Origin of the sequence: Klebsiella indica (assembly GCF_005860775.1) — a bacterium.
Lineage (GTDB): Bacteria > Pseudomonadota > Gammaproteobacteria > Enterobacterales > Enterobacteriaceae > Klebsiella > Klebsiella indica.
This window is the reverse complement of record NZ_VCHQ01000026.1, coordinates 39,729-58,855: the sequence shown is the minus strand read 5'-3', so window position 1 is coordinate 58,855 and position 19,127 is coordinate 39,729. Positions and strand designations below refer to the sequence as shown.

The window sequence follows — 19,127 nt, the reverse complement described above, 5'->3', positions numbered from 1 at the left end:
TCTCCTATGCGACTTTACCAAGGGCCTGCAAAATAACGTCCGGGGTTGCGGGATACTGAGCAACCTGAATGCCGATGGCGTTGGAAATGGCTTGCATGGTCGCGCTGGCCGCCGAAGCGCCTGCGATTTCCCCTACCCCGACGGCCTTAAACTGGAAGGTATCGAATTGCGACTGCAATATTGATGTTTCGTATACCGGGAACTCATTGAACGGACGCCATTTGTATTCAAGCATGTTAAATGTCAGCGTCCGGTGAGTGATGGGATCGATAATGTGTTCTTCGTAAATGGCGGTATCAAGAGATGCGGCCCCGATACCTCCCTGGCACTGCATTTCCAGCATCGACGGGTCGATTGTCTGGCCGGAGTCCGTCCCGCCCACCATGCGAACGACATCCACTTTTCCGGTTTCTTTGTTTACCTCAACTTCGATAAGCACCATAAAAAAGTTGGGGGTGGAAAAGTTTTCCAGATGCTGGCCGTAGCCTGTCAGGGTCAGATCCGGCGGAATCAGTTTCTTCCAGCTAACAAACTGGTCAGGCCGCGCTTTACTGCTCACGCCAAAATCGCGTAATTCCATAGCGTCCATCGATATATCAAGATGGTGGACAGCCAATTCGCACAATTTCTTTTTCGCGTTTTCCGCGGCATTACTGACGGCATGGCCATATGTAATGGTGCCGCGGCTACCGCAAAGGCCGAAACCGGTCGGGTTGATTTTCGTGGACGGCGGCGTCAGCTCAACGCGCTCATAGGGGACGTTAAGTATTTCGGCCACCATTTTCGCTATATTGCTGCGCTGCCCCATGCCGGACTCGGTGATGTCCGTTTGCAGAATGACCCGAGCCTTATCGCCAACCATATCGGGCACGATGCGTACATAAGCTTCGGTGTTATCTTCGCCAACGTCGGCATTACCGATAATGCTGCATCCTACGCCCCGCACCCGAGTCCCGTCTTCGCTGGTCCAGGTCGGCACGCCCCATCCTTTCCACTTGTCTTTCCAGCCAAATTTCGCGGCGGCCGCTTCAATGGCCGGAACATAATTAATGGAATGGGCGATCCACAATCTGCCATCGCGCCAGATATAGGGGTCGCCGTCTGAAACGTAGTTTTTCTTATAGCACTCGACAGGATCAAAATTGCCCGCCTGCATGGCTCTGGCCATCAGGAGCGAGAGACAACTGTTCAGCTCCTGGCCGCCATATCCGCGCACAATACCGGCCGGCTGTTTATTGGTAACAATGCAATAGGTGTCCAGATCCCAGTTGGCGCATTTAGCCATCACTAACTGCGCCTCGCCAATGCCCACGCTGATCTGGCCTTGCGTCGTATTGCAAAAGGCGCCGGTATCGACAAACCACTGGGCTTTGACAGCCCGCACAACGCCCTCTTTGTCCATACCGATTTTCGCTTTAACCTGGCTGCCAAGACGGGTTTCAGAGCAGATCAACTGTTCTGCCTTCGTCTGGTAGAATTTGACCGGACGCCCCGTGTGCCGGGAAAGAAGGGCCGCCGAAATCACCGGGACCACCATACTTTGCTTGTTGCCATAGCTGCCGCCGACGTTGAAGCTGCGGACATGAAGATTACAGTCCGGGATGACGCTGACGCCGAATACCTCCAGAATGCGGCAACTTTGCGTGGTGGCCCAAATGCTGTAATCGTTGCCCCCATCCCAACTGACGATTGCGCCGGGCGGTTCCGGTGCGAGCGGCGCGGCCATTTTCGCAAACTCGACGGTGTCTTCAGCGCAAATCGCGCACTCGTCAAACCCTTTTTCCACATCCCCACGGATGAGATGCCAGAACGGCCCGTCCTTCTGGAAGGGAGGATAGCCGGGCGTCACAATGTTATTTTTAAACTCTTTGTATAACTGCGTAACCCCCTCTTTCACCGCATCAATGCCGTTGGTGATAACCGGGAGTTGCTCGTACTCAACCTCGATCAGGTCGATCGCTTCCATCGCTATTTCTGCGCTTTCCGCAGCGACCAGGGCCACCGTATCGCCGATATACTGCATTTCTTGCCCGAGAATAGGTTTTGACGGCGGGTATCCCAGCAGCCAGGTCGGATCGGCCTCTTTATATGTCAATACCGCCGCAACGCCTTTCAACGCTTTGGCCTTTTCCGTATTAATAGAAATAATGCGGGCGTGCGCATAGGGAGACTTCAGGGATTTTCCTGTCAGCATTCTCGGCAGGCTGAAATCGTCGAGGAAGGTCGTCTTCCCGGTGACGATGCCCTGCGCATCTTTACGAGGAACATTGACTTTGCCGATGTAGCGGTAATTTTCAGGCTTGTAATCGTCAGAATACATTTACTGTTCCTCGCTTTTTCTGGTGAAGGCGTCCATGGCCTCAAGCACGTGGTACTGGCTGATACAACGGCAGAAATTACCGCTAAGCGCGTCTTTCACCTGATCCGGCGTAGGAGCCGCTTCCTTATTCAACAACGCCCTGGCGGACATGATGATCCCCGGCGTACAGAAACCGCACTGGAAGGCGTAATGGTCGATAAATGCTTGTTGCACAGGGTCAAGAACCCCTGTCCGGGGGTCAGCCAGTCCCTCAATGGTGGTAATGTCTTTCCCGTCCGCTTCGACCGTCAGCAACATGCAGGACAGGACGGCCCGACCGTCCATGATGACGGTACAGCAGCCGCAGGAGCCTTCCCCACATGCCGCCTTTGTGCCCGTTAAGGCCAGTCGCGTGCGTAACGTTTCCGATAAGGTTTCTCCACAAGGGATCTGCCCGAGTTTATCTCCTACTGAAAAGTCATATTCCAGTCCATTAACATGTAAGGAAATCGATTCGGTTTTCATATAAATGCGTCCTTGATTGAATACAAGGGAATAAGGTAAGGCTGTGTATTGAATTCAATACACAAGATGCGCCTGGAGAATTATCCCTTTATATGACCACAATAAGACACGATATTCACTGGCTGAGCGTCTGCCCCATTAGGGCTATTTCACCTGTTATTTGTCCCTGGGCAGTGTTCACACTAATTCGAGCAGCAGGACAAACAGTTAGCCGATTTGAACAGCGCTGACTCCAAAGGCTGATCTCTGGTGAGGGTCATGGGTATCCCTCATCAATCCCCAGACGTTACTGAAATATGACGGGTATAAACGTGTAGTTAATATATACCCGTCATACTTCAAGTTGCATGTGCGTTGGCTTTCCTCGTTCACCCCAGTCACGTACTGGAGTACGCTCCCGGGGATTCACTGCGTCGCCGCCTTCCTGCAACTCGAATAATTTAGGGTATAATCCAATAAAAATGACAATTAAAAACAAGCGACAGGAATACTTATCTGTTGAGGCAGCAATTACCCAACATTTTTTAGATAATGCGCAACATATATTTATTTTTCTTACCCTTAGCCGTGACGCCGTCAGCCCTGAATAAATAACCATGAAAACGCAATCGGTCATTATCTGGATGAATTGAATTTAACACTACTCTGAATATGGATACAGAGGAAAAATGGAAAGTTACATTCAAAAAATGGAATGAAAGAGGCGAAAAACGCTTTGCACATTGATACTACACGGTTGTCCATGCATCAATGTACGGGTTGATCGTCCCTGTGTCGACGTGCTGGACCAATAAGCAGGCTGAATCAGTAAGGATGGCATCGGCCTTGACGCCTGTCGTGTTCTGAGAGGGTCAAAGCATGCGGTTCATTTTTTTACAGTGCTCCACCAGAAAGTCGACAAACAGCCTGACGCGTTTCGGTAACTGGCTATTTGCCATGACTACGCTGAGATCCACGCTGGGAAATACCCACCCCGCCAACACCGGAACAAGCTGCCCTGCGGCTAAATATCCGGCGACCATCGGCGGGTCCGCCCAGGTTATGCCGCTCCCCGCCAGCGCAATCTCCAGTGCCAGATTGGGGTTATTAACGGTGTGAGCCGGGTGGATGAGCGTACTTTCTTTTTTGTCACCGTTACTCATCACCCATACATTACCCTGCTGGGAGACGGCGATGCAGGGTAAACCGGCAAGATCCGCCGGGCGTTGCGGGGTGGGATAACGTTTCAGTAACGAAGGGGAACAATAAAGCGAAGGTTGCAGCGATGCCAGTGTATGCACTCTCAGCCCGGAATCAGGCAGGATGCCAGCCCTGATGTCCAAATCATAGGGTTCTAACAGCAAATCGACCCAGCGAGAAGAAAACGTAACATGCAAACATATATCGGGCCATCGCGCGGTGAAATTCCCCACCACGCCCTGAAGATAGCTGTGGTAGATATCCCCGGCGACAGCGAAACGCACGCACCCGGCAGCAACGTTAGCTTCGCGGGCGAGATTTTCACAGGCATCGTCGGCTTCGGCAACGATCGTCTCGCATCGCTTGAAAAAGATCTTCCCGCTTTCCGTCACCTCAACATTCCGTGAGTTCCGCACCAACAAGGGGATTCCCAGCCGTTTTTCCATAGAACTTATTCTGCTCGAAAGCGTGGAAACAGGCATACCGAGGGTATCTGCGGCTCTGGTGAAGCTTTTATGCCGGGCGACGGCGATAAATAATGGCATGTCCCGCAGTACTTTATTCACGATTATTCACTCCATTGGCCGAATGAACAGGATATTGCAGCTAAGCAACAAGCGCAGTCATCCCGGAATACCAGGATAATTGACGGTAGGAGGGAGAATACGGTCAATGCTGCTGCAATCAATATTAACCATACAGTTAGTAATGTCTATGCGGCGTGCTATATTTTGTCTGACCTTTGCTTTTTAACGTCAAAACGTCAGAGTTAATCCTTTAAAAACAAAATGATAAATAACATCATAAAAGAAAAATTTCGACTAAAAGTGACACACCTTCTGTCACTGCTAACAGTAGCACCGATACCAACGCACACGTCCAGACGGCTCTGATAGCCTGTGATTTTCTCAGAATTTAAAATTTATTTGGGGAAGTGATTCCACCCTCTGGGCCGCCGTGCTGGCGGCCACTCCTTGATGCCCCCACCCCCATCGGTGATGCCGCACTCAGTCAGCGGCCAGCCGGGGGCTGAATGTCATGAAAAAACAGGCGATATCCATCAGCCCTCGCACTGCATCGGAGCAGTAAACAAAACAGCATAAAACGCCGATGGCTCGCTTAACTGACCGGCATTGGGTATCAAGTCCGGTTTCCTTTGACTCGACAAAACGCGCTACTCGCTGAGCCCGCGATTTTCCAGCATCGGGCCAATTTCAGGATCGTGCCCGCGCCACTGGCGGTAAAGTTCCGCTAAATCAGTGCTATTCCCGCGTGACAGAATTGCTTCACGGAAACGCTGGCCATTTTCACGGGTTAAACCGCCCTGTTCGACAAACCACTGATAGCCGTCATCCGCCAGCATCTGGGTCCACAGATAGGCGTAATAGCCTGCCGCATAACCGCCGCCGAAGATATGGGAGAAATAGCTGCTGCGATAACGTGGCGGGACGGCAGGCAAATCCATCTTTTCCGCATGCAAGGATGCGGCTTCAAAAGTATCAACATCCAGAGGCAGCGTGTCTGCCTTCACGCTGTGCCAGTGCATATCCAGCAGCGCGGCTGCCAGCAGTTCACTCATGTCGTAGCCTTTATTAAACTTCGCCGCGCGGAACATGCCGTCGCGCAGCGCTTCAGGCATCGGCTCGCCAGTCTGGTGATGCCGCGCATAATGGGCAAACACCTGCGGCTCGCTGGCCCAGTGTTCATAAATCTGCGAAGGAAACTCGACAAAATCCCGCGGCGTATTCGTCCCTGACAAACTGGCGTACCGCTGGCTGGCAAACAGGCCGTGCAGCGTATGGCCAAATTCATGGAATAACGTGATAACCTCATCCCAGGAAAGCAATGCGCTGTGACCTGCTTTAGGTTTCTGGTAGTTGCAGACGTTGTAAATAACCGGCCGCTGCGCACGGAGCGTGGATTGCTCGACAAAAACGCCCATCCACGCCCCACCACTTTTGCTGTCACGCGAAAAATAGTCACCGTAGAACAGCGCAATTCCTTTCCCGTTAGCGTCAAAAATTTCCCAAACCCGTACGTCCGGGTGATAAACCGGAATATCAAAGCGCTCAACGAAGCGAATGCCGAAGAGCTGGGTTGCAGCCCAGAACACGCCATCGCGCAGGACACGGTCAAGAGCAAAATAGGGTTTTAGCTGCGCCTCGTCGATAGTAAATCTCGCCCGACGCACCTGCTCTGCATAATAGAGCCAGTCCCAGGCCGCCGCGCGGAAATCACCGCCTTCATCATCAATCACCTGCTGAATATCGGCCAGTTCCCTCTCTGCTCTGGCTCGCGCCGCCGGCGCGATTCGCCGCATAAAAGCAAAGGCCGCTGCCGGCGTGCCCGCCATCTGATCCGCCATCGACCAACTGGCAAAATCGTCAGCGCCCAGCAATTGCGCTTTACGCGCACGGAGCCCCGCCAGTCGCAGAACCAGTTCCCGCGTATCATTGGCATCGCCTTTCTGATTTCGCGTCCAGCCCGTTGCAAACAGATTTTCCCGCGTCTGCCTGTCCTGTAATGCGAGCAGCGCAGGCTGTTGCGTGGTATTGAGTAAAGAAAGAAACCAGCCCCCGCTTAGCCCTTTTTCCTGTGCCGCTTCTGCCGCGGCGAGAATCTCATCTTCACGAAGTCCCGTAAGCTGGTGTGCATATTCGACCACCAGCCCGCCCGACTTCGCCGCCGCCAGCAAACGCTGCTGAAACTGACTTTGCAGCCCGGCCGCTTCGGTATTCAGCCCCCGCAGCATCGTTTTTTGCGCGTCGTCCAGCATCGCGCCCGCGAGAGTAAAACGCTGCCAGGTTACCTCCAGCAGACGGCGGGACTCGGCATCCAGAGAGAGCGTCTCTCGCCTTTCCCATACTGTTTTCACTCGCTGAAACAGCGCATCATTAAGCCAGATGTCATTGCTCAGCTCAGCCAGTTCAGCGGAGAACTGTTCATCCAGCGCCTGAATTGTCGGGTTGGTGTTCGCACCTGCCATGGCGAAAAAGACATTCGTCACCCTCGCCAGCATCTGACCGCTCTGCTCAAGCGCCACCAGCGTATTAGAAAAATCCGCCGCTGCCGGATTATTAACAATTGAGGTAATCTCTTCCCGCTGACGCCGCACACCTTCGTCAAAGGCCGGACGGTAATGGCTCACGTCGATCAGATCGAAAGGCGGGGCCTGATAAGGCAGCAGGCTGACGTTTAAAAAAGGATTGTTTTCCAACATCATCATCTCCTGGACACGATTATTCTGTAAGATTAGGCAACTCGTTGATTGACAGCAATGATTACGCCACGCCCCGCCGCAAATATCCCGTTTTAGCAGATGATTTCCATTACCCGTCGCCGGGATCGCGTGCTATGGTATGAAGACACAAAAAGCGTTGAGGAACAGTAAGATGATTATCCTGGTTACCGGTGCAACTGCAGGTTTTGGTGAAAGTATTACTCGCCGTTTTATCGCTAACGGCCACAAAGTGATTGCCACCGGGCGTCGCGAAGAACGCCTGAAAACGCTGAAGGATGAGTTGGGCGGTAACGTTTATACCGCGCAACTGGATGTGCGTAATCGTGCGGCTATCGAAGAGATGATCGCCGGGCTACCTACGGAATGGCAATCGATTGACATTCTTGTCAATAATGCCGGCCTGGCGCTGGGCCTCGAACCAGCGCACAAAGCCAGCGTGGAAGACTGGGAAGACATGATCGATACCAACAATAAAGGACTGGTCTATATGACGCGCGCCGTTCTGCCGGGTATGGTTGAGCGCAATCGCGGCCATATTATAAATATCGGCTCAACGGCCGGTAACTGGCCTTATGCTGGCGGTAATGTCTATGGTGCGACCAAAGCGTTTGTGCGCCAGTTCACTCTGAATCTGCGTACCGACCTTCATGGCACCGCCGTGCGCGTCACTGACATCGAACCGGGACTGGTCGGTGGAACCGAGTTTTCCAACGTACGCTTTAAGGGCGATGATACCAAAGCCAGTAAAGCCTATGAAAATACCCAGGCGCTGACGCCGGAAGATGTGACCGAAGCGGTCTGGTGGGTGGCCACGCTGCCAGAACACGTTAACATCAACACCCTGGAGATGATGCCGGTCAGCCAAAGCTTCGGCGGGCTGAGCGTATACCGTCAGGGTTAAGTCCTGTTACCCGGCCTCATGGCCGGGTCTGGGCTGGAAAGCAAAAAACGCGTAAAATAGCGCATATTTCTCATAAAAAAGTAATCATCAATGGCCGCAGAATCCCAACTGAATCCGACACAGCCTGTAAACCAGCAAATTTACCGTATCCTTCGTCGGGATATCGTCCATTGTCTGATTCCGCCAGGCACCCCATTATCTGAAAAGGAAGTCTCCGTGCGTTTTGACGTTTCTCGTCAGCCGGTACGTGAAGCCTTTATTAAACTGGCGGAAAACGGCCTGATTCAAATTCGGCCACAGCGCGGCAGTTATGTGAATAAGATTTCCCTCGCCCAGGTACGTAACGGCTGCTTTGTCCGCCAGGCCATTGAATGTGCCGTCGCTCGCCGCGCCGCCGGAATGATAAATGATAAACAACTGTATCAACTGGAACAAAATCTTAATCAGCAACGTACTGCAGTCGAACGTCAACAGTTAAATGATTTTTTCCTCCTCGATGACGAATTTCACCAGAAGCTGTCCGTCATTGCTGAGTGTCAATTGGCCTGGGATACTGTTGAAAATATTAAAGCGACGATTGACCGGGTTCGTTATATGAGCCTCGATCATATTTCTTCCCCGGAAATGTTGCTGCGCCAGCATTATGATATTTTCCAGCCGCTGCAGGTCCACGATGCGGAGGCGGTGGAAAAAGCGATGAGTTTGCATTTGCAGGAAATCAGCGAATCGGTTTTACTTATTCGTCAGGAAAATAGCGACTGGTTCAGCGATGATTAAAAGCCAGGACTAAAAACAGCGGCAGATTTTATCTCTGCCGCCACAGGTTTATGGTACCGATATTATCTCACCACCAGCACCGGAATGCTGGCGTGACGCAAAACAGACTCAGCGTTAGAGCCCAACAGATGGGTAGAAATACCGGGTTTACGCGAGCCAATCACGATGACGTCAAAGTCTCCGGCGTTACTCATCGCTAAAATTTCATCACGTACGTTGCCAAACACCACCCGGGAGTGAATTCGCTCCGCAGGAATGGAAAACAGACGGACCAGCGTCTGCATTTTTTTCTCTGACTCTTCACGCATATAAACTTCAAACTTACGAATATCGGCCGCAAAGCCCCGCAGAATAGAACGACTGCTGTTCGGCAGAACGTTAAGCAAGGTTATCTCCCCGTCATCCGCTGAGGCCAAAAACTGTGCATGACGAACGGCTTTATCGCTTAAATCCATTTCAAAAACATCTACGGGTAACAATATTTTTTTGTACATTGCCCGTTCTCCTTTTCTGAACAAACTTAGTGAGTTAGCTCATCATGACATATCTATTTCAGTAAGAGAACGATTAATCAGCAAAATAAATATTTAATCCATTAAAATAAATATCAATTATTTATATTTAGTTATTGTTAGCTAAAGTTATGTATTTTCAACGATCTGGATCAATATTTACCATTAATAACAACAGACTTGACTGATACTGGCGGCAATACCGGCAAGAGAGCCTAAATGATAACAATGCCGCCGAAACCGGCGGCACCAGATCGACAGTTAGTTAGCCTGCGCCCAGGCTGCCACTGTCGCTTTTGCGCCATACTTTTGCAGTGACATATAGGCGCCGATGACCTCGTCAACGAAGCGAGGCGACTGGCTCAGGCGTTGGCCAAAAATAGCGTCTATCGCCAGCAGCGCCTTTACCCGGTCTTCACCGTCTGTACTGTGTTGTACCGCATGCTGAATGACCGGTAAGAGTGGGTCAGAAATCTCAATCGCCTGTCCCTGGTCGTCAACGCCGCTAACATAGCGCATCCAGCCAGCAACTCCCATCGCCAGCAGTCTAAAGTCACTGCCCCGCTCCAGATGCCAGCGAACCGAATCCAGCATACGCTGCGGTAGCTTCTGGCTGCCGTCCATCGCGATCTGCCAGGTACGGTGCTTCAGCGCGGGATTACTATAGCGGTCAATAAGTAACCCGGCATAACGCGCCAGATCAACGCCCTGCACTTTCAGGGTCGGTGCCTGTTCATCCAGCATCAGCGCATGGGCAGCCCGGCGATAGTTATCGTCAAGCATACAGTCATTGATGTGCTGATACCCGGCCAGATACCCCAGATAAGCGAGGAAGGAGTGGCTGCCGTTTAACATACGCAGTTTCATCTCTTCAAACGGCAGGACATCAGAAACCAGCTCAGCACCCGCTTTTTCCCATTCAGGACGACCCGCGACAAAATTATCTTCAATGACCCACTGACGGAACGGCTCGCAGGCGACGGCAGCCGGATCGCGAACACCGGTAAGCTGCTCAATTTTATCCAGCGTCTCTGCGGTCACCGCCGGGACGATACGGTCAACCATTGTCGATGGAAAGGTGACGTTATGCACAATCCACTCGGCCAGATCGGCGTCAATCGCCCGGGCGTAGGCGCAGACCACATTACGCATCACATGACCATTCTCGGGCATATTGTCGCAGGACATCACGCTGAACCCCGCCAGCCCTGCCGCTTTGCGTCGCGCCAGCGCTTCAACCACTACCCCCGGCGCCGATTTTGGCTGATGAGGATGTTGTAAGTCAGCGGCAATCAGCGGGTGATCCAGCTGTAGCTCTCCGCTGGCCGGCGAGTGACAGTAACCTTTTTCGGTGATGGTCAATGAGACAATAGCAACCTGTGGCTCACACATTTTCGCCAGCACGCTTTCCAGACCATCAACCTGGACGTGCATTGCCTGTTTAACGACGCCAACAACTCGGGCGGTCCAGGCATCTGCTGACATTTCAGCGACGGTGTAGAGTAAATCCTGCTGTTGCAGGTCGGCGATCTGCTGTTCGCCGCCAATCAGATTGACCTCCGTATAGCCCCAGTCGCTGTTGTGCTCAGTTGCGAGAATATCGGCATAGACGGCCTGATGGGCGCGATGAAATGCCCCAAAGCCCAGATGAACGATACGCGGAACCAGGCGGCTCCGGTCGTAAGACGGCAGCGTGGCGTTAGCTGTTAAAAGCATGTTTTCCATGGTGACTCTCATATTATGATTTCAGGATTTTTCATTCTCAGTGAGAAGGCCTTTGTGATGTAAAACCATCTCACGCAATTGGTATAACAACTTTGATTTTCATCAACTACCATACAAGAAGATGTGAATGATGATAGTTTCAGCACACAGGGATTCAGAGATAGAAAAACGCCGGGCTCAAAGCCCGGCTGAGACTAATTCTTACAACGCAGAGATAGGGACTTTAGCGACTATTTTTCTGACTTTACTACTGCTATTTTTGTGACATAAAGGTGAATGTATATCCCATGGGAAGAAGATAATAAAATCACCATCAGTCAGTTTTACGTCATTCAGCTTAAGCGTTGCGCGGTCATAGAAATAGTTATCGTCTTCTGGTTTTTCCACACAGGGCTTCGTATCGCCAAGACAACCGAATTCAATCCATTCGTCACCAGAAATAACAAACTGCACATCAATAAAGTTTTTATGAGTTTCAGGAGTACGGTTCTCAGGAAGATCGGTATCAACTGTAAACGTCTTAAAAATAACGCCGTTTATTTCATTCTGGCCATTCAAATGTACTGAAAAATCCAGTGCTTTAATTGCACTGAGCACCTCATAAATAACACAAGGTAGTTCGACCTGAGATTTATTTATCTGTTCAATATTACCTGTAATCATAATAATTACCGTTTCGCGAGTTGTTGTACTTCAGCCCAGACACCATCATCAGCCGGGATACCATTTGCGCTAAAATTAGCACGATTAGCCAGTTCCATTTCGCCAGGGTAGAACACATCTCGCTGACCTTCAGCTGGTGTAGAAGTCTTCACATATTCAGCGACGCTCGTTGCCATATTTTCACTGAACTCTTTACCGCCGAAGTGTTTAGGATCAAACACCATAAATACCTGGCTGGCCCCGGTACAACTACCTTCCTGGATTTTGTCGATCTCGTTAGTCGGAGCACCTGCGGTAAGGAAGGCAGCCATTGCATCCAGCAGAACTGCCATGCCAGAACCTTTCCAGTATCCAGTTGGCAGAATACGCATAGATTCTTCGATTGGCCCCGGTTCATCTGTCAGGTTGCCATCTTTATCAAATCCACCAGGGAACGGTAATTTCTCACCTTTAAGGCGAGTCACCTGTAACTTGCCATAAGCGTACTGGGACATTGCCATATCAAGAACAAGCGAGCCTTCTTTCATCGGCACTGCCATGACATAGGGGTTATTACCCAGGCGCGGATTTCTGGCACCCCATGCTGGCATACAGGATTCTGTATTTGTCCAGCAAATAGCAGCATAACCTTTCTCGGCTGCTTTCCACCCGTAGGTACCACCACGCATCCAATGGGTGGTATTGCGCATACCAACGATACCGATACCAAATTCGCTGGCAAGCTCCATCGCTCTGTCAATCGCAAACAGTGCGTTGGTAATACCAATACCTCTCTGACCATCGTAAACAGCCATACTGCCCAGGGCTTTTACCTGTTTAGGCTCGGCTTTTACATCAACCCAGCCTTTTTTAACGTAATCAACGAAACGAGCAACACGATTCAGACCATGAGAAAAAATACCATCACAACTCGCTTCAGTATGAATCTGAGCACAAACATCTGCTTGTTTTTCATTTAAACCAGCATTCAGAAATGCTTGCTTAACAGTTTGTTTCATCTCATCAAATTTTACTAATGACATAATATATCCTTTATATATTCAGTATTAACTTTCTGATGCTCTGGATAAAGCATTACCCTCACGAGAAACTTTGTTGTTCCCCCACAGGTATTCGTAGTCCCAGCCGGTCAATAATTCGGCCACTTCTTTTGCTTCTGGTGTTACATTTTTCTTACTACCACTATTTTTTAGTCGACTGATTTCAGCAACAAGTACAGAATGGTTTTTCTGAGTGAGTTTGAACTTCAATGAACAAAGGATTCCGAAGATGAGGAATGCAACAGACCCGATACCAAAGACCATTACAATACCATGAATTGTTTCAGGGCTTTGTGTAGCGCTCTTTGCGACAAACCCATACTCTTGTAGAATCACACCAACCAGAAATAGTGCCAGAGCCTGAACAGCCTTACGAACAAATGTCATTACACCAGCAAAAATACCTTCCCGCCGTTTTCCAGTAAGCATTTCATCAACATCAGGAATAAAACTATAAATATTCCAGCAAACATAATAGGTTCCAGAGCGACCCACTCCCATCAGTAATGCCGCGACATATACCAGCCACGAACTATATGGCAGAGAAAACAAATGAATGCATAAAAACAAGGCTACGCTTAACAACATAAAACCTTGAGCGATTTTATATGACTTACCGTTACCAAACTTAATACAAAGGGTAATAAACAACGCTACACACAAGAATTGAACGATAGTCATAAACGTTAACGCATTTGAAGCATTAACTGCGTTCTCACCAAGAACAAAAATAATGTAGTAGGCTAGAATAGCTCCGAGGACATCAAGTGCCACATAGGCGCCAAGGTACATACCGACATGCTGCCTGAATGTTCTTAAGTGGAATGTAGACACCAGCGAGCGAAACAACTGCTTCATATCCTCAGTGAAATTCTTTTTCGGAGAATCAGGGTCAAAAGCTATAGCTCGTTCCCATGTAAACAGGTACAAGCATATGATAACTACAGCGAACAATACGCCAAAGATAACCCCCATATACAGGAATGAGGATGGGTTGCTATCCCCTAGAAAGCCGATGATCCGCCCAGGAAGCCACGCAGCGAGAATCCCTGCACCGGTAGAAAAGAACATCCTAACCCCGGTCAACTTAGAGCGCTCTTTGAAATCATTAGTCATCTCTGCGGCTAATGTTTCATAAGGAACAATCACTAAAGTATAAGCAGCATAAAAAAGAATATATGTGGAAAGATAATAGAAGAACCCCATCCCGTCAATCCACATGATAATGTAGGTAAACATTACCAGTGGCCCGCCAAACAAAAAGAAAAAACCTCTTCGTCCAAATTTCTGGCCAACCTTTGTTCTGTAAAAATTATCAGTAACATAACCCATTAACGGGTCAAAGAATGCGTCAAGAAGACGAGCAATAGCAATAACCGCGCCAGCCTGAGCTGGGCTTAAACCGGCATAGGTTGTATAAAAGAACATTAACCATAAGCCAAGTACTGCAAAACTACCACCGCCAAAGAAATCACCACCACCATAAGCCAGCATATTTTTTAGCTTTATTGGCTTATCCATTTCACGATTAATCATTTTACATCCTCATGAATGTATTTTTTAGAGGTAAGATGTAACACTTTCGCCCTAACAACGGATACTACTCGTTGAATTTCAAAAGCACCTTGCAGCAATGCTTTTGATCCTTTTCAAAAAGCTCAATTGCATCTGCAACGTGCTGGTAATCAAACTTATGTGTAACTAATTTATTTGGGTCAATTAACCCTTTAGCAAGCCAATCAATAACAACCGGGAATTTATTCGCATTCAATCGTGTAGAAAAAATTGAAATCTCCTTACCAGTAATTCCTTGTTGAATGATTTGGCTGGGCGTAGAGGAGAACCCCATAATCACAATTCGAGCAGCCGGTGATGCCAGTTCAATCGCCTCCTGTAAAATAGTCGGATGGCATGCGGCATCTACAATCAAAGTAGGCTTTATTCTTTTCTCCATGAGAATCTCTTTCAGACTACGGTCAGTATTGTTGAGCACAATATCGGCGCCGCTGCGTTTAGCCATATCAAGACGCTCATCAATACGATCAGCAACAATCACCTGACTTACTTTATATACTCCTTTAAGCGCCTGAACGGTGGTTAGTCCCATCGGACCGGCACCATAGATCAACGCAATATCATCTTCACGTGGATTTAGCTGCCCGGTAGCGTTGGCCGCTATAGTAAACGGTTCTACCATTACAGCATGTTCATCATTTATAGCGTCCGGAATTTTCCATGCATTGTGCGCGGGAACCGCCACGTATTCGCTAAATCCGCCGTCCCGATGCACGCCAAGCACCACCAAAGAGGTACAAACATTCGGCTTTCCCACTGAGCACGGATAGCAATGCCCACAACTGATCACCGGATCAACAGAAACGCGCTCCCCCACACGTGACGGTTCTACCCCCTCACCCACAGCGTCAATCACGCCAAAAAACTCATGACCAATCACCCGCGGATATTTGGCAAACGGATTATGCCCACGAAATATATGGCTATCGGAACCACATATTCCTGCCAGTTTCACTTTTACCCGCACCTCCCCCGCAGCCGGTTGCGCAAGAGGACGCTCCTCAATCACCAATTCATTAGGCTGACGAATTACAATACTTTTCATTTCTTCTCCCCTTACCAGTTCCACAGCGTGCCATCTTCCAGGCGGGCGACCGGTAAATAAGCCGGTTCATAGGGATATTTCGCCGCCAGCTTTTCATCGAACTCAATACCCAGGCCCGGTTTTTCGCCCGGATGCATATAACCGTTATCAAACGTCCAGCTATGTGGGAAGACTTCCAGCATTTGTGCCGAATAGCCCATATACTCCTGAACGCCAAAATTCGGCACCGACAAGTCGAAATGCAGCGCGGCGGCCATGCAAATTGGTGACAGATCGGACGGACCATGTGAACCGGTACGCACCTGATAAAGCGACGCAAAATCGGCGATGCGGCGCATCCCCGTGATCCCGCCCGCGTGAGTGATGGTCGTACGAATGTAGTCAATCAGTTGCTCTTCAATCAGCTGCTTACAATCCCAGATGCTGTTAAACACTTCCCCTACCGCAATTGGCGTGACGGTGTGCTGACGAATTAAGCGGAAACATGCCTGATTCTCCGCCGGAGTGGGATCTTCCATCCAGAACAGACGGTAATCTTCGATGCTCTTACCAAAACGGGCCGCTTCAATCGGCGTCAGGCGGTGATGCATGTCATGAAGTAAGTGCTCGTTGAAGCCAAATTTTTCCCGCACGGCGGCAAACAGCTGCGGCGTAAAATCAAGGTATTTTTCTGTTGACCATAGCTGTTCTTCCGGCCACTGGCCTTTGGTCGCAGGTTCGTAGGCCTGGCCTTTGCCTTTCGCCATCCCGTAGGTGGTTTTCATACCCGGCACCCCGCACTGTACGCGAATGGCCTTGAACCCCATCTCTTTATGACGCGCATAATCATCAAGCACTTCATCAATCGAATGACCGGTGGTATGGCAGTAAACCATCACGCCTTCCCGCGATGCCCCCCCCAGCAATTGATACAACGGCATGCCCGCCGCTTTGGCCTTAATATCCCACAGCGCCATATCGATGGCGGAAATCGCCGACACCGTTACCGGCCCACGACGCCAGTAAGCGCCCTTGTAGAAAAACTGCCAGATATCTTCAATACGGTGCGCATCACGCCCCACCAGTTGCGGACAAAGGTGATCCCGTAAATACGATGCAACGGACAGCTCGCGGCCGTTCAGCGTGGCGTCACCTAAGCCGACGATGCCATCATCCGTGGTGATCTTAAGAGTGACAAAGTTACGTCCCGGACAGGTGACGAAAACTTCAGCGGCAACGATCTTCATTTCTTATTCCTTACTTCTGTGCGGTTAGTAGAGAAAATTAAATCATCAGACCTACTACCATACAAGTATAACGATCAAAAAACATGCTGCCGATCACGTTATCTCGTAAGGCAAAAAAAGAAGAAAAAAGAAAAAATCAAGCAGCCCGTTGAGGAAAAACATAACAATAAAAGCAACCGGGACAGTATCTTCTGCCCCTCGTCTTAACCGCGAAAACGCACTATGCGCGCCCCCAGACGCACTATGCGCGCCCCCAGCCCGCGACAATGATCAGCATCCCGCACAGCGCAATCAGCGCGCCAGCCCAGTCATAATGGCTGAGTTTTACGCCATCGACGAAACGCAACCACAGCAGCGCGGTGCAAACATAAACCCCGCCGTAAGCAGCATATACACGGCCGCTGGCTTCCGGGTGAAGCGTGAGAAGCCAGACAAACAGCGTCAGCGCCACGCCGGTCGGCAGCAGCAACCAGGAGGTCGCCCCGCGTTTTAACCATAACCAGGGGAGATAACAACCAATGATTTCACACAGCGCAGTAGCAAAGAAAAGCAGCGTCGTTTTTAACATTCAAAGATTCATGAGTTTAATAATCGTTAACACATTCTACGCAATAATAACCGCAGGTTACTCTGTTTTGTCGGATATGCTGCCGAAAAGAGATATAGTAAACTGAGTCGAAGGGGATCACTTAAAGGAAATCGTGATGAATATGACACTGAACAAACGCTGGTGCCTGACCGCCCTGCTGGCAATGAGCGCGATGGTCTTTACCGCATCGTCATTTGCCAAAACCGACACGCTGGTGATTGAGTCCGGCGATAGCGCCCAAAGCCGCCAGCAGGCCGCAATGGAAAAAGAGCAGTGGAACGATACCCGTTCGTTACGCCAGAAGGTCAACAAACGCGTAGAGAAAGAGTGGGACAAAGCCGACGTGGCTTTTGATGCCCAGGACAATTGCCAGAAGAGCGCGAACGTTAACGCCTACTGGGAACCTAATACCCTGCGCTGCCTTGATCGTCGTACTGGCCGCGTTATCACGCCGTAATATCTGGCGCCTGCGGGCGCCATCATTCATCCCCGCACAAACGCACAGGAATTCCCATGACTGACGCTTATCACGTCAAACTCCGCCCGCTAGAACGCGAAGACCTGCGTTTCGTCCATCAGCTCGACAACAACGCCAGCGTCATGCGCTACTGGTTTGAAGAACCCTATGAAGCCTTTGTAGAGCTTTCTGACCTGTATGATAAACATATCCACGATCAAAGTGAGCGCCGCTTTGTTATTGAATGCGACGAACAGAAGGCTGGTCTGGTTGAACTGGTGGAAATAAACCATGTTCACCGCCGCGCTGAATTCCAGATAATTATCTCCCCGGATTATCAGGGAAAAGGCCTGGCCACCCGCGCGGCGAAACTGGCGATGGACTACGGTTTTATGGTGCTCAACCTCTATAAGCTGTACCTCATCGTGGATAAAGAGAATGAAAAAGCGATCCATATCTACCGCAAACTCGGTTTTATGGTGGAAGGCGAACTGATTCACGAATTCTTTATTAACGGTGAATACCGCAACACCATCCGCATGTGCCTGTTCCAGCACCAGTACCTGGCAGAGCATAAAACGCCGGGCCAGACGCTGCTGAAGCCAACGGCTCAGTAATACTCAATGCTATTTTTGATGGTATAACGGCGTGTTACCGACGGCTGTACGCTGTCATCAATGACCTGAAGCTCGCAACTGACCGGGTTGTCATGGCTATCGTAATCACAGCTCTGACTCACGTGGCCCAACGTGCGATGGTTGAATATGCTTACTGCGGTATAGTCCAGTTTTTTCCGCGGATCGGCGGATGGGGTTGAGCTCACCGTCAAACGATCATCGTTAGCAACCGTCGTTTTACCTAACGGATAGCCTTCGCTATCGTAGCGGTATGTCGTGACGCTCGCCCCGGCACGGGCGGTGGCGACGAACCCGTTATCATCGGTTTCCCACAACACGCCCGCCGATGGCATCTCCGCCAGTTGGCATTTCCCCTGCAAACGCAGGCGCTTTTCATGACTTTGCGCATCAAGATAGTAGTTAGCGTCAAGGACTAAAACCGCGCCGGTGCGATTCTCCCGATCCTGAAACGCCAGCAGATCGAAACAGCCTTCACGGGACAGGCGCCCTTTCACCCACTTCACTTCTTCATCGTGTTGATTATACAGTTTCTGGCTAAACGCTTTCACTGGCCCGCGTAGCGGATCGAATTCAAACTCATTGGAAAAGCTGGCCATTTCCGGCGTAAACGCCTGCGGCGGCGCTTTTTCATCACAGCCGCTGAGTGCCCATATTGCCATTAGCAGAAAAAATCGTATTTTCACCTGCGATTCCTTTTTTGCATCATACAATCATATTAGCAAATACAATTGTTTA

At 50.1% G+C, this 19,127-nt stretch carries 17 protein-coding genes; 4 read left to right on the top strand and 13 right to left on the bottom strand.

Annotated features, from left to right (window positions below; translation table 11 throughout):
- Positions 1-4: 4 nt before the first annotated feature.
- The 4 genes from FE839_RS18155 to dcp form a co-directional block, all read right to left on the bottom strand.
- A complete protein-coding gene (locus FE839_RS18155) occupies positions 5-2,320 on the bottom strand; it encodes a xanthine dehydrogenase family protein molybdopterin-binding subunit (RefSeq protein WP_138362181.1) in 2,316 nt (771 codons plus the stop codon).
- On the bottom strand, positions 2,321-2,824 hold the full coding sequence (locus FE839_RS18150) for a (2Fe-2S)-binding protein (RefSeq protein WP_138362180.1): 504 nt from the start codon (positions 2,822-2,824) through the stop codon (positions 2,321-2,323). It lies immediately after the preceding gene.
- An 851-nt stretch (positions 2,825-3,675) separates the two neighbouring features.
- Positions 3,676-4,569, bottom strand: a complete 894-nt coding sequence (locus tag FE839_RS18145) for a LysR family transcriptional regulator (RefSeq protein ID WP_138362179.1) — start codon at positions 4,567-4,569, stop codon at positions 3,676-3,678.
- Between the two features lie 608 nt (positions 4,570-5,177).
- Positions 5,178-7,223: a peptidyl-dipeptidase Dcp gene (gene dcp / locus FE839_RS18140; RefSeq protein ID WP_138362386.1), complete on the bottom strand. Its 2,046-nt coding sequence runs from the start codon at positions 7,221-7,223 to the stop codon at positions 5,178-5,180.
- A 172-nt stretch (positions 7,224-7,395) separates the two neighbouring features.
- On the opposite strand from dcp, the gene ydfG reads away from it, so the two are divergent.
- Positions 7,396-8,145 (top strand): bifunctional NADP-dependent 3-hydroxy acid dehydrogenase/3-hydroxypropionate dehydrogenase YdfG, encoded by a 750-nt coding sequence (gene ydfG / locus FE839_RS18135; protein WP_138362178.1) that lies wholly within the window; start codon positions 7,396-7,398, stop codon positions 8,143-8,145.
- A gap of 90 nt (positions 8,146-8,235) precedes the next feature.
- Complete coding sequence (locus FE839_RS18130; RefSeq protein ID WP_138362177.1) at positions 8,236-8,922, top strand: GntR family transcriptional regulator; 687 nt, start codon at positions 8,236-8,238, stop codon at positions 8,920-8,922.
- Between the two features lie 62 nt (positions 8,923-8,984).
- Here the strand turns inward: FE839_RS18130 and FE839_RS18125 are convergent, their stop codons facing one another.
- The 8 genes from FE839_RS18125 to FE839_RS18090 form a co-directional block, all read right to left on the bottom strand.
- The gene (locus FE839_RS18125; RefSeq protein WP_138362176.1) at positions 8,985-9,416 is read right to left on the bottom strand and encodes a universal stress protein; all 432 of its coding nucleotides are present in this window, start codon (positions 9,414-9,416) and stop codon (positions 8,985-8,987) included.
- Positions 9,417-9,695: 279 nt separating this feature from the next.
- Positions 9,696-11,159 carry a mannitol dehydrogenase family protein gene (locus tag FE839_RS18120; RefSeq protein ID WP_138362175.1) on the bottom strand — a complete coding sequence of 488 codons (1,464 nt, stop codon included), beginning with the start codon at positions 11,157-11,159 and terminating at the stop codon, positions 9,696-9,698.
- 201 nt (positions 11,160-11,360) lie between these two features.
- A complete protein-coding gene (locus FE839_RS18115; protein WP_138362174.1) occupies positions 11,361-11,822 on the bottom strand; it encodes a NanQ anomerase/TabA/YiaL family protein in 462 nt (153 codons plus the stop codon).
- 5 nt (positions 11,823-11,827) lie between these two features.
- The gene (gene yiaK / locus FE839_RS18110) at positions 11,828-12,844 is read right to left on the bottom strand and encodes a 3-dehydro-L-gulonate 2-dehydrogenase (protein ID WP_138362173.1); all 1,017 of its coding nucleotides are present in this window, start codon (positions 12,842-12,844) and stop codon (positions 11,828-11,830) included.
- A gap of 24 nt (positions 12,845-12,868) precedes the next feature.
- Positions 12,869-14,398, bottom strand: coding sequence for an MFS transporter (locus FE839_RS18105; protein ID WP_138362172.1), 1,530 nt, complete (start codon positions 14,396-14,398; stop codon positions 12,869-12,871).
- Positions 14,399-14,462: 64 nt separating this feature from the next.
- Entirely contained in the window at positions 14,463-15,482 is a 1,020-nt protein-coding gene (locus tag FE839_RS18100) for a Zn-dependent oxidoreductase (protein ID WP_138362171.1), read from the bottom strand.
- Positions 15,483-15,493: 11 nt separating this feature from the next.
- Complete coding sequence (gene manD / locus FE839_RS18095) at positions 15,494-16,708, bottom strand: D-mannonate dehydratase ManD (protein ID WP_138362170.1); 1,215 nt, start codon at positions 16,706-16,708, stop codon at positions 15,494-15,496.
- A 241-nt stretch (positions 16,709-16,949) separates the two neighbouring features.
- On the bottom strand, positions 16,950-17,276 hold the full coding sequence (locus tag FE839_RS18090) for a YnfA family protein (RefSeq protein ID WP_138362169.1): 327 nt from the start codon (positions 17,274-17,276) through the stop codon (positions 16,950-16,952).
- Between the two features lie 136 nt (positions 17,277-17,412).
- Here FE839_RS18090 and FE839_RS18085 point away from each other — a divergent pair, with 136 nt between their 5' ends.
- Positions 17,413-17,754 (top strand): DUF1283 family protein, encoded by a 342-nt coding sequence (locus FE839_RS18085; protein WP_138362168.1) that lies wholly within the window; start codon positions 17,413-17,415, stop codon positions 17,752-17,754.
- A 56-nt stretch (positions 17,755-17,810) separates the two neighbouring features.
- Positions 17,811-18,371 (top strand): spermidine N1-acetyltransferase, encoded by a 561-nt coding sequence (gene speG / locus FE839_RS18080; protein ID WP_138362167.1) that lies wholly within the window; start codon positions 17,811-17,813, stop codon positions 18,369-18,371.
- Here speG and FE839_RS18075 read toward each other — a convergent pair.
- Positions 18,365-19,051, bottom strand: a complete 687-nt coding sequence (locus FE839_RS18075) for a YnfC family lipoprotein (RefSeq protein ID WP_374043519.1) — start codon at positions 19,049-19,051, stop codon at positions 18,365-18,367. The genes speG and FE839_RS18075 overlap by 7 nt on opposite strands.
- Positions 19,052-19,127 lie beyond the last annotated feature (76 nt).

Bases quoted from the DNA above. Each gene is read 5' to 3' on its own strand.
- FE839_RS18150 (WP_138362180.1), bottom strand. From the start codon at position 2,824: ATGAAAACCGAATCGATTTCCTTACATGTTAATGGACTGGAATATGAC.
- FE839_RS18155 (WP_138362181.1), bottom strand. From the start codon at position 2,320: ATGTATTCTGACGATTACAAGCCTGAAAATTACCGCTACATCGGCAAA.
- FE839_RS18125 (WP_138362176.1), bottom strand. From the start codon at position 9,416: ATGTACAAAAAAATATTGTTACCCGTAGATGTTTTTGAAATGGATTTA.
- FE839_RS18100 (WP_138362171.1), bottom strand. From the start codon at position 15,482: ATGAAAAGTATTGTAATTCGTCAGCCTAATGAATTGGTGATTGAGGAG.
- FE839_RS18090 (WP_138362169.1), bottom strand. From the start codon at position 17,276: ATGTTAAAAACGACGCTGCTTTTCTTTGCTACTGCGCTGTGTGAAATC.
- FE839_RS18085 (WP_138362168.1), top strand. From the start codon at position 17,413: ATGAATATGACACTGAACAAACGCTGGTGCCTGACCGCCCTGCTGGCA.
- FE839_RS18130 (WP_138362177.1), top strand. From the start codon at position 8,236: ATGGCCGCAGAATCCCAACTGAATCCGACACAGCCTGTAAACCAGCAA.
- speG (WP_138362167.1), top strand. From the start codon at position 17,811: ATGACTGACGCTTATCACGTCAAACTCCGCCCGCTAGAACGCGAAGAC.
- FE839_RS18120 (WP_138362175.1), bottom strand. From the start codon at position 11,159: ATGGAAAACATGCTTTTAACAGCTAACGCCACGCTGCCGTCTTACGAC.
- dcp (WP_138362386.1), bottom strand. From the start codon at position 7,223: ATGTTGGAAAACAATCCTTTTTTAAACGTCAGCCTGCTGCCTTATCAG.
- FE839_RS18115 (WP_138362174.1), bottom strand. From the start codon at position 11,822: ATGATTACAGGTAATATTGAACAGATAAATAAATCTCAGGTCGAACTA.
- ydfG (WP_138362178.1), top strand. From the start codon at position 7,396: ATGATTATCCTGGTTACCGGTGCAACTGCAGGTTTTGGTGAAAGTATT.
- FE839_RS18105 (WP_138362172.1), bottom strand. From the start codon at position 14,398: ATGATTAATCGTGAAATGGATAAGCCAATAAAGCTAAAAAATATGCTG.
- FE839_RS18075 (WP_374043519.1), bottom strand. From the start codon at position 19,051: ATGGCAATATGGGCACTCAGCGGCTGTGATGAAAAAGCGCCGCCGCAG.
- yiaK (WP_138362173.1), bottom strand. From the start codon at position 12,844: ATGTCATTAGTAAAATTTGATGAGATGAAACAAACTGTTAAGCAAGCA.
- manD (WP_138362170.1), bottom strand. From the start codon at position 16,708: ATGAAGATCGTTGCCGCTGAAGTTTTCGTCACCTGTCCGGGACGTAAC.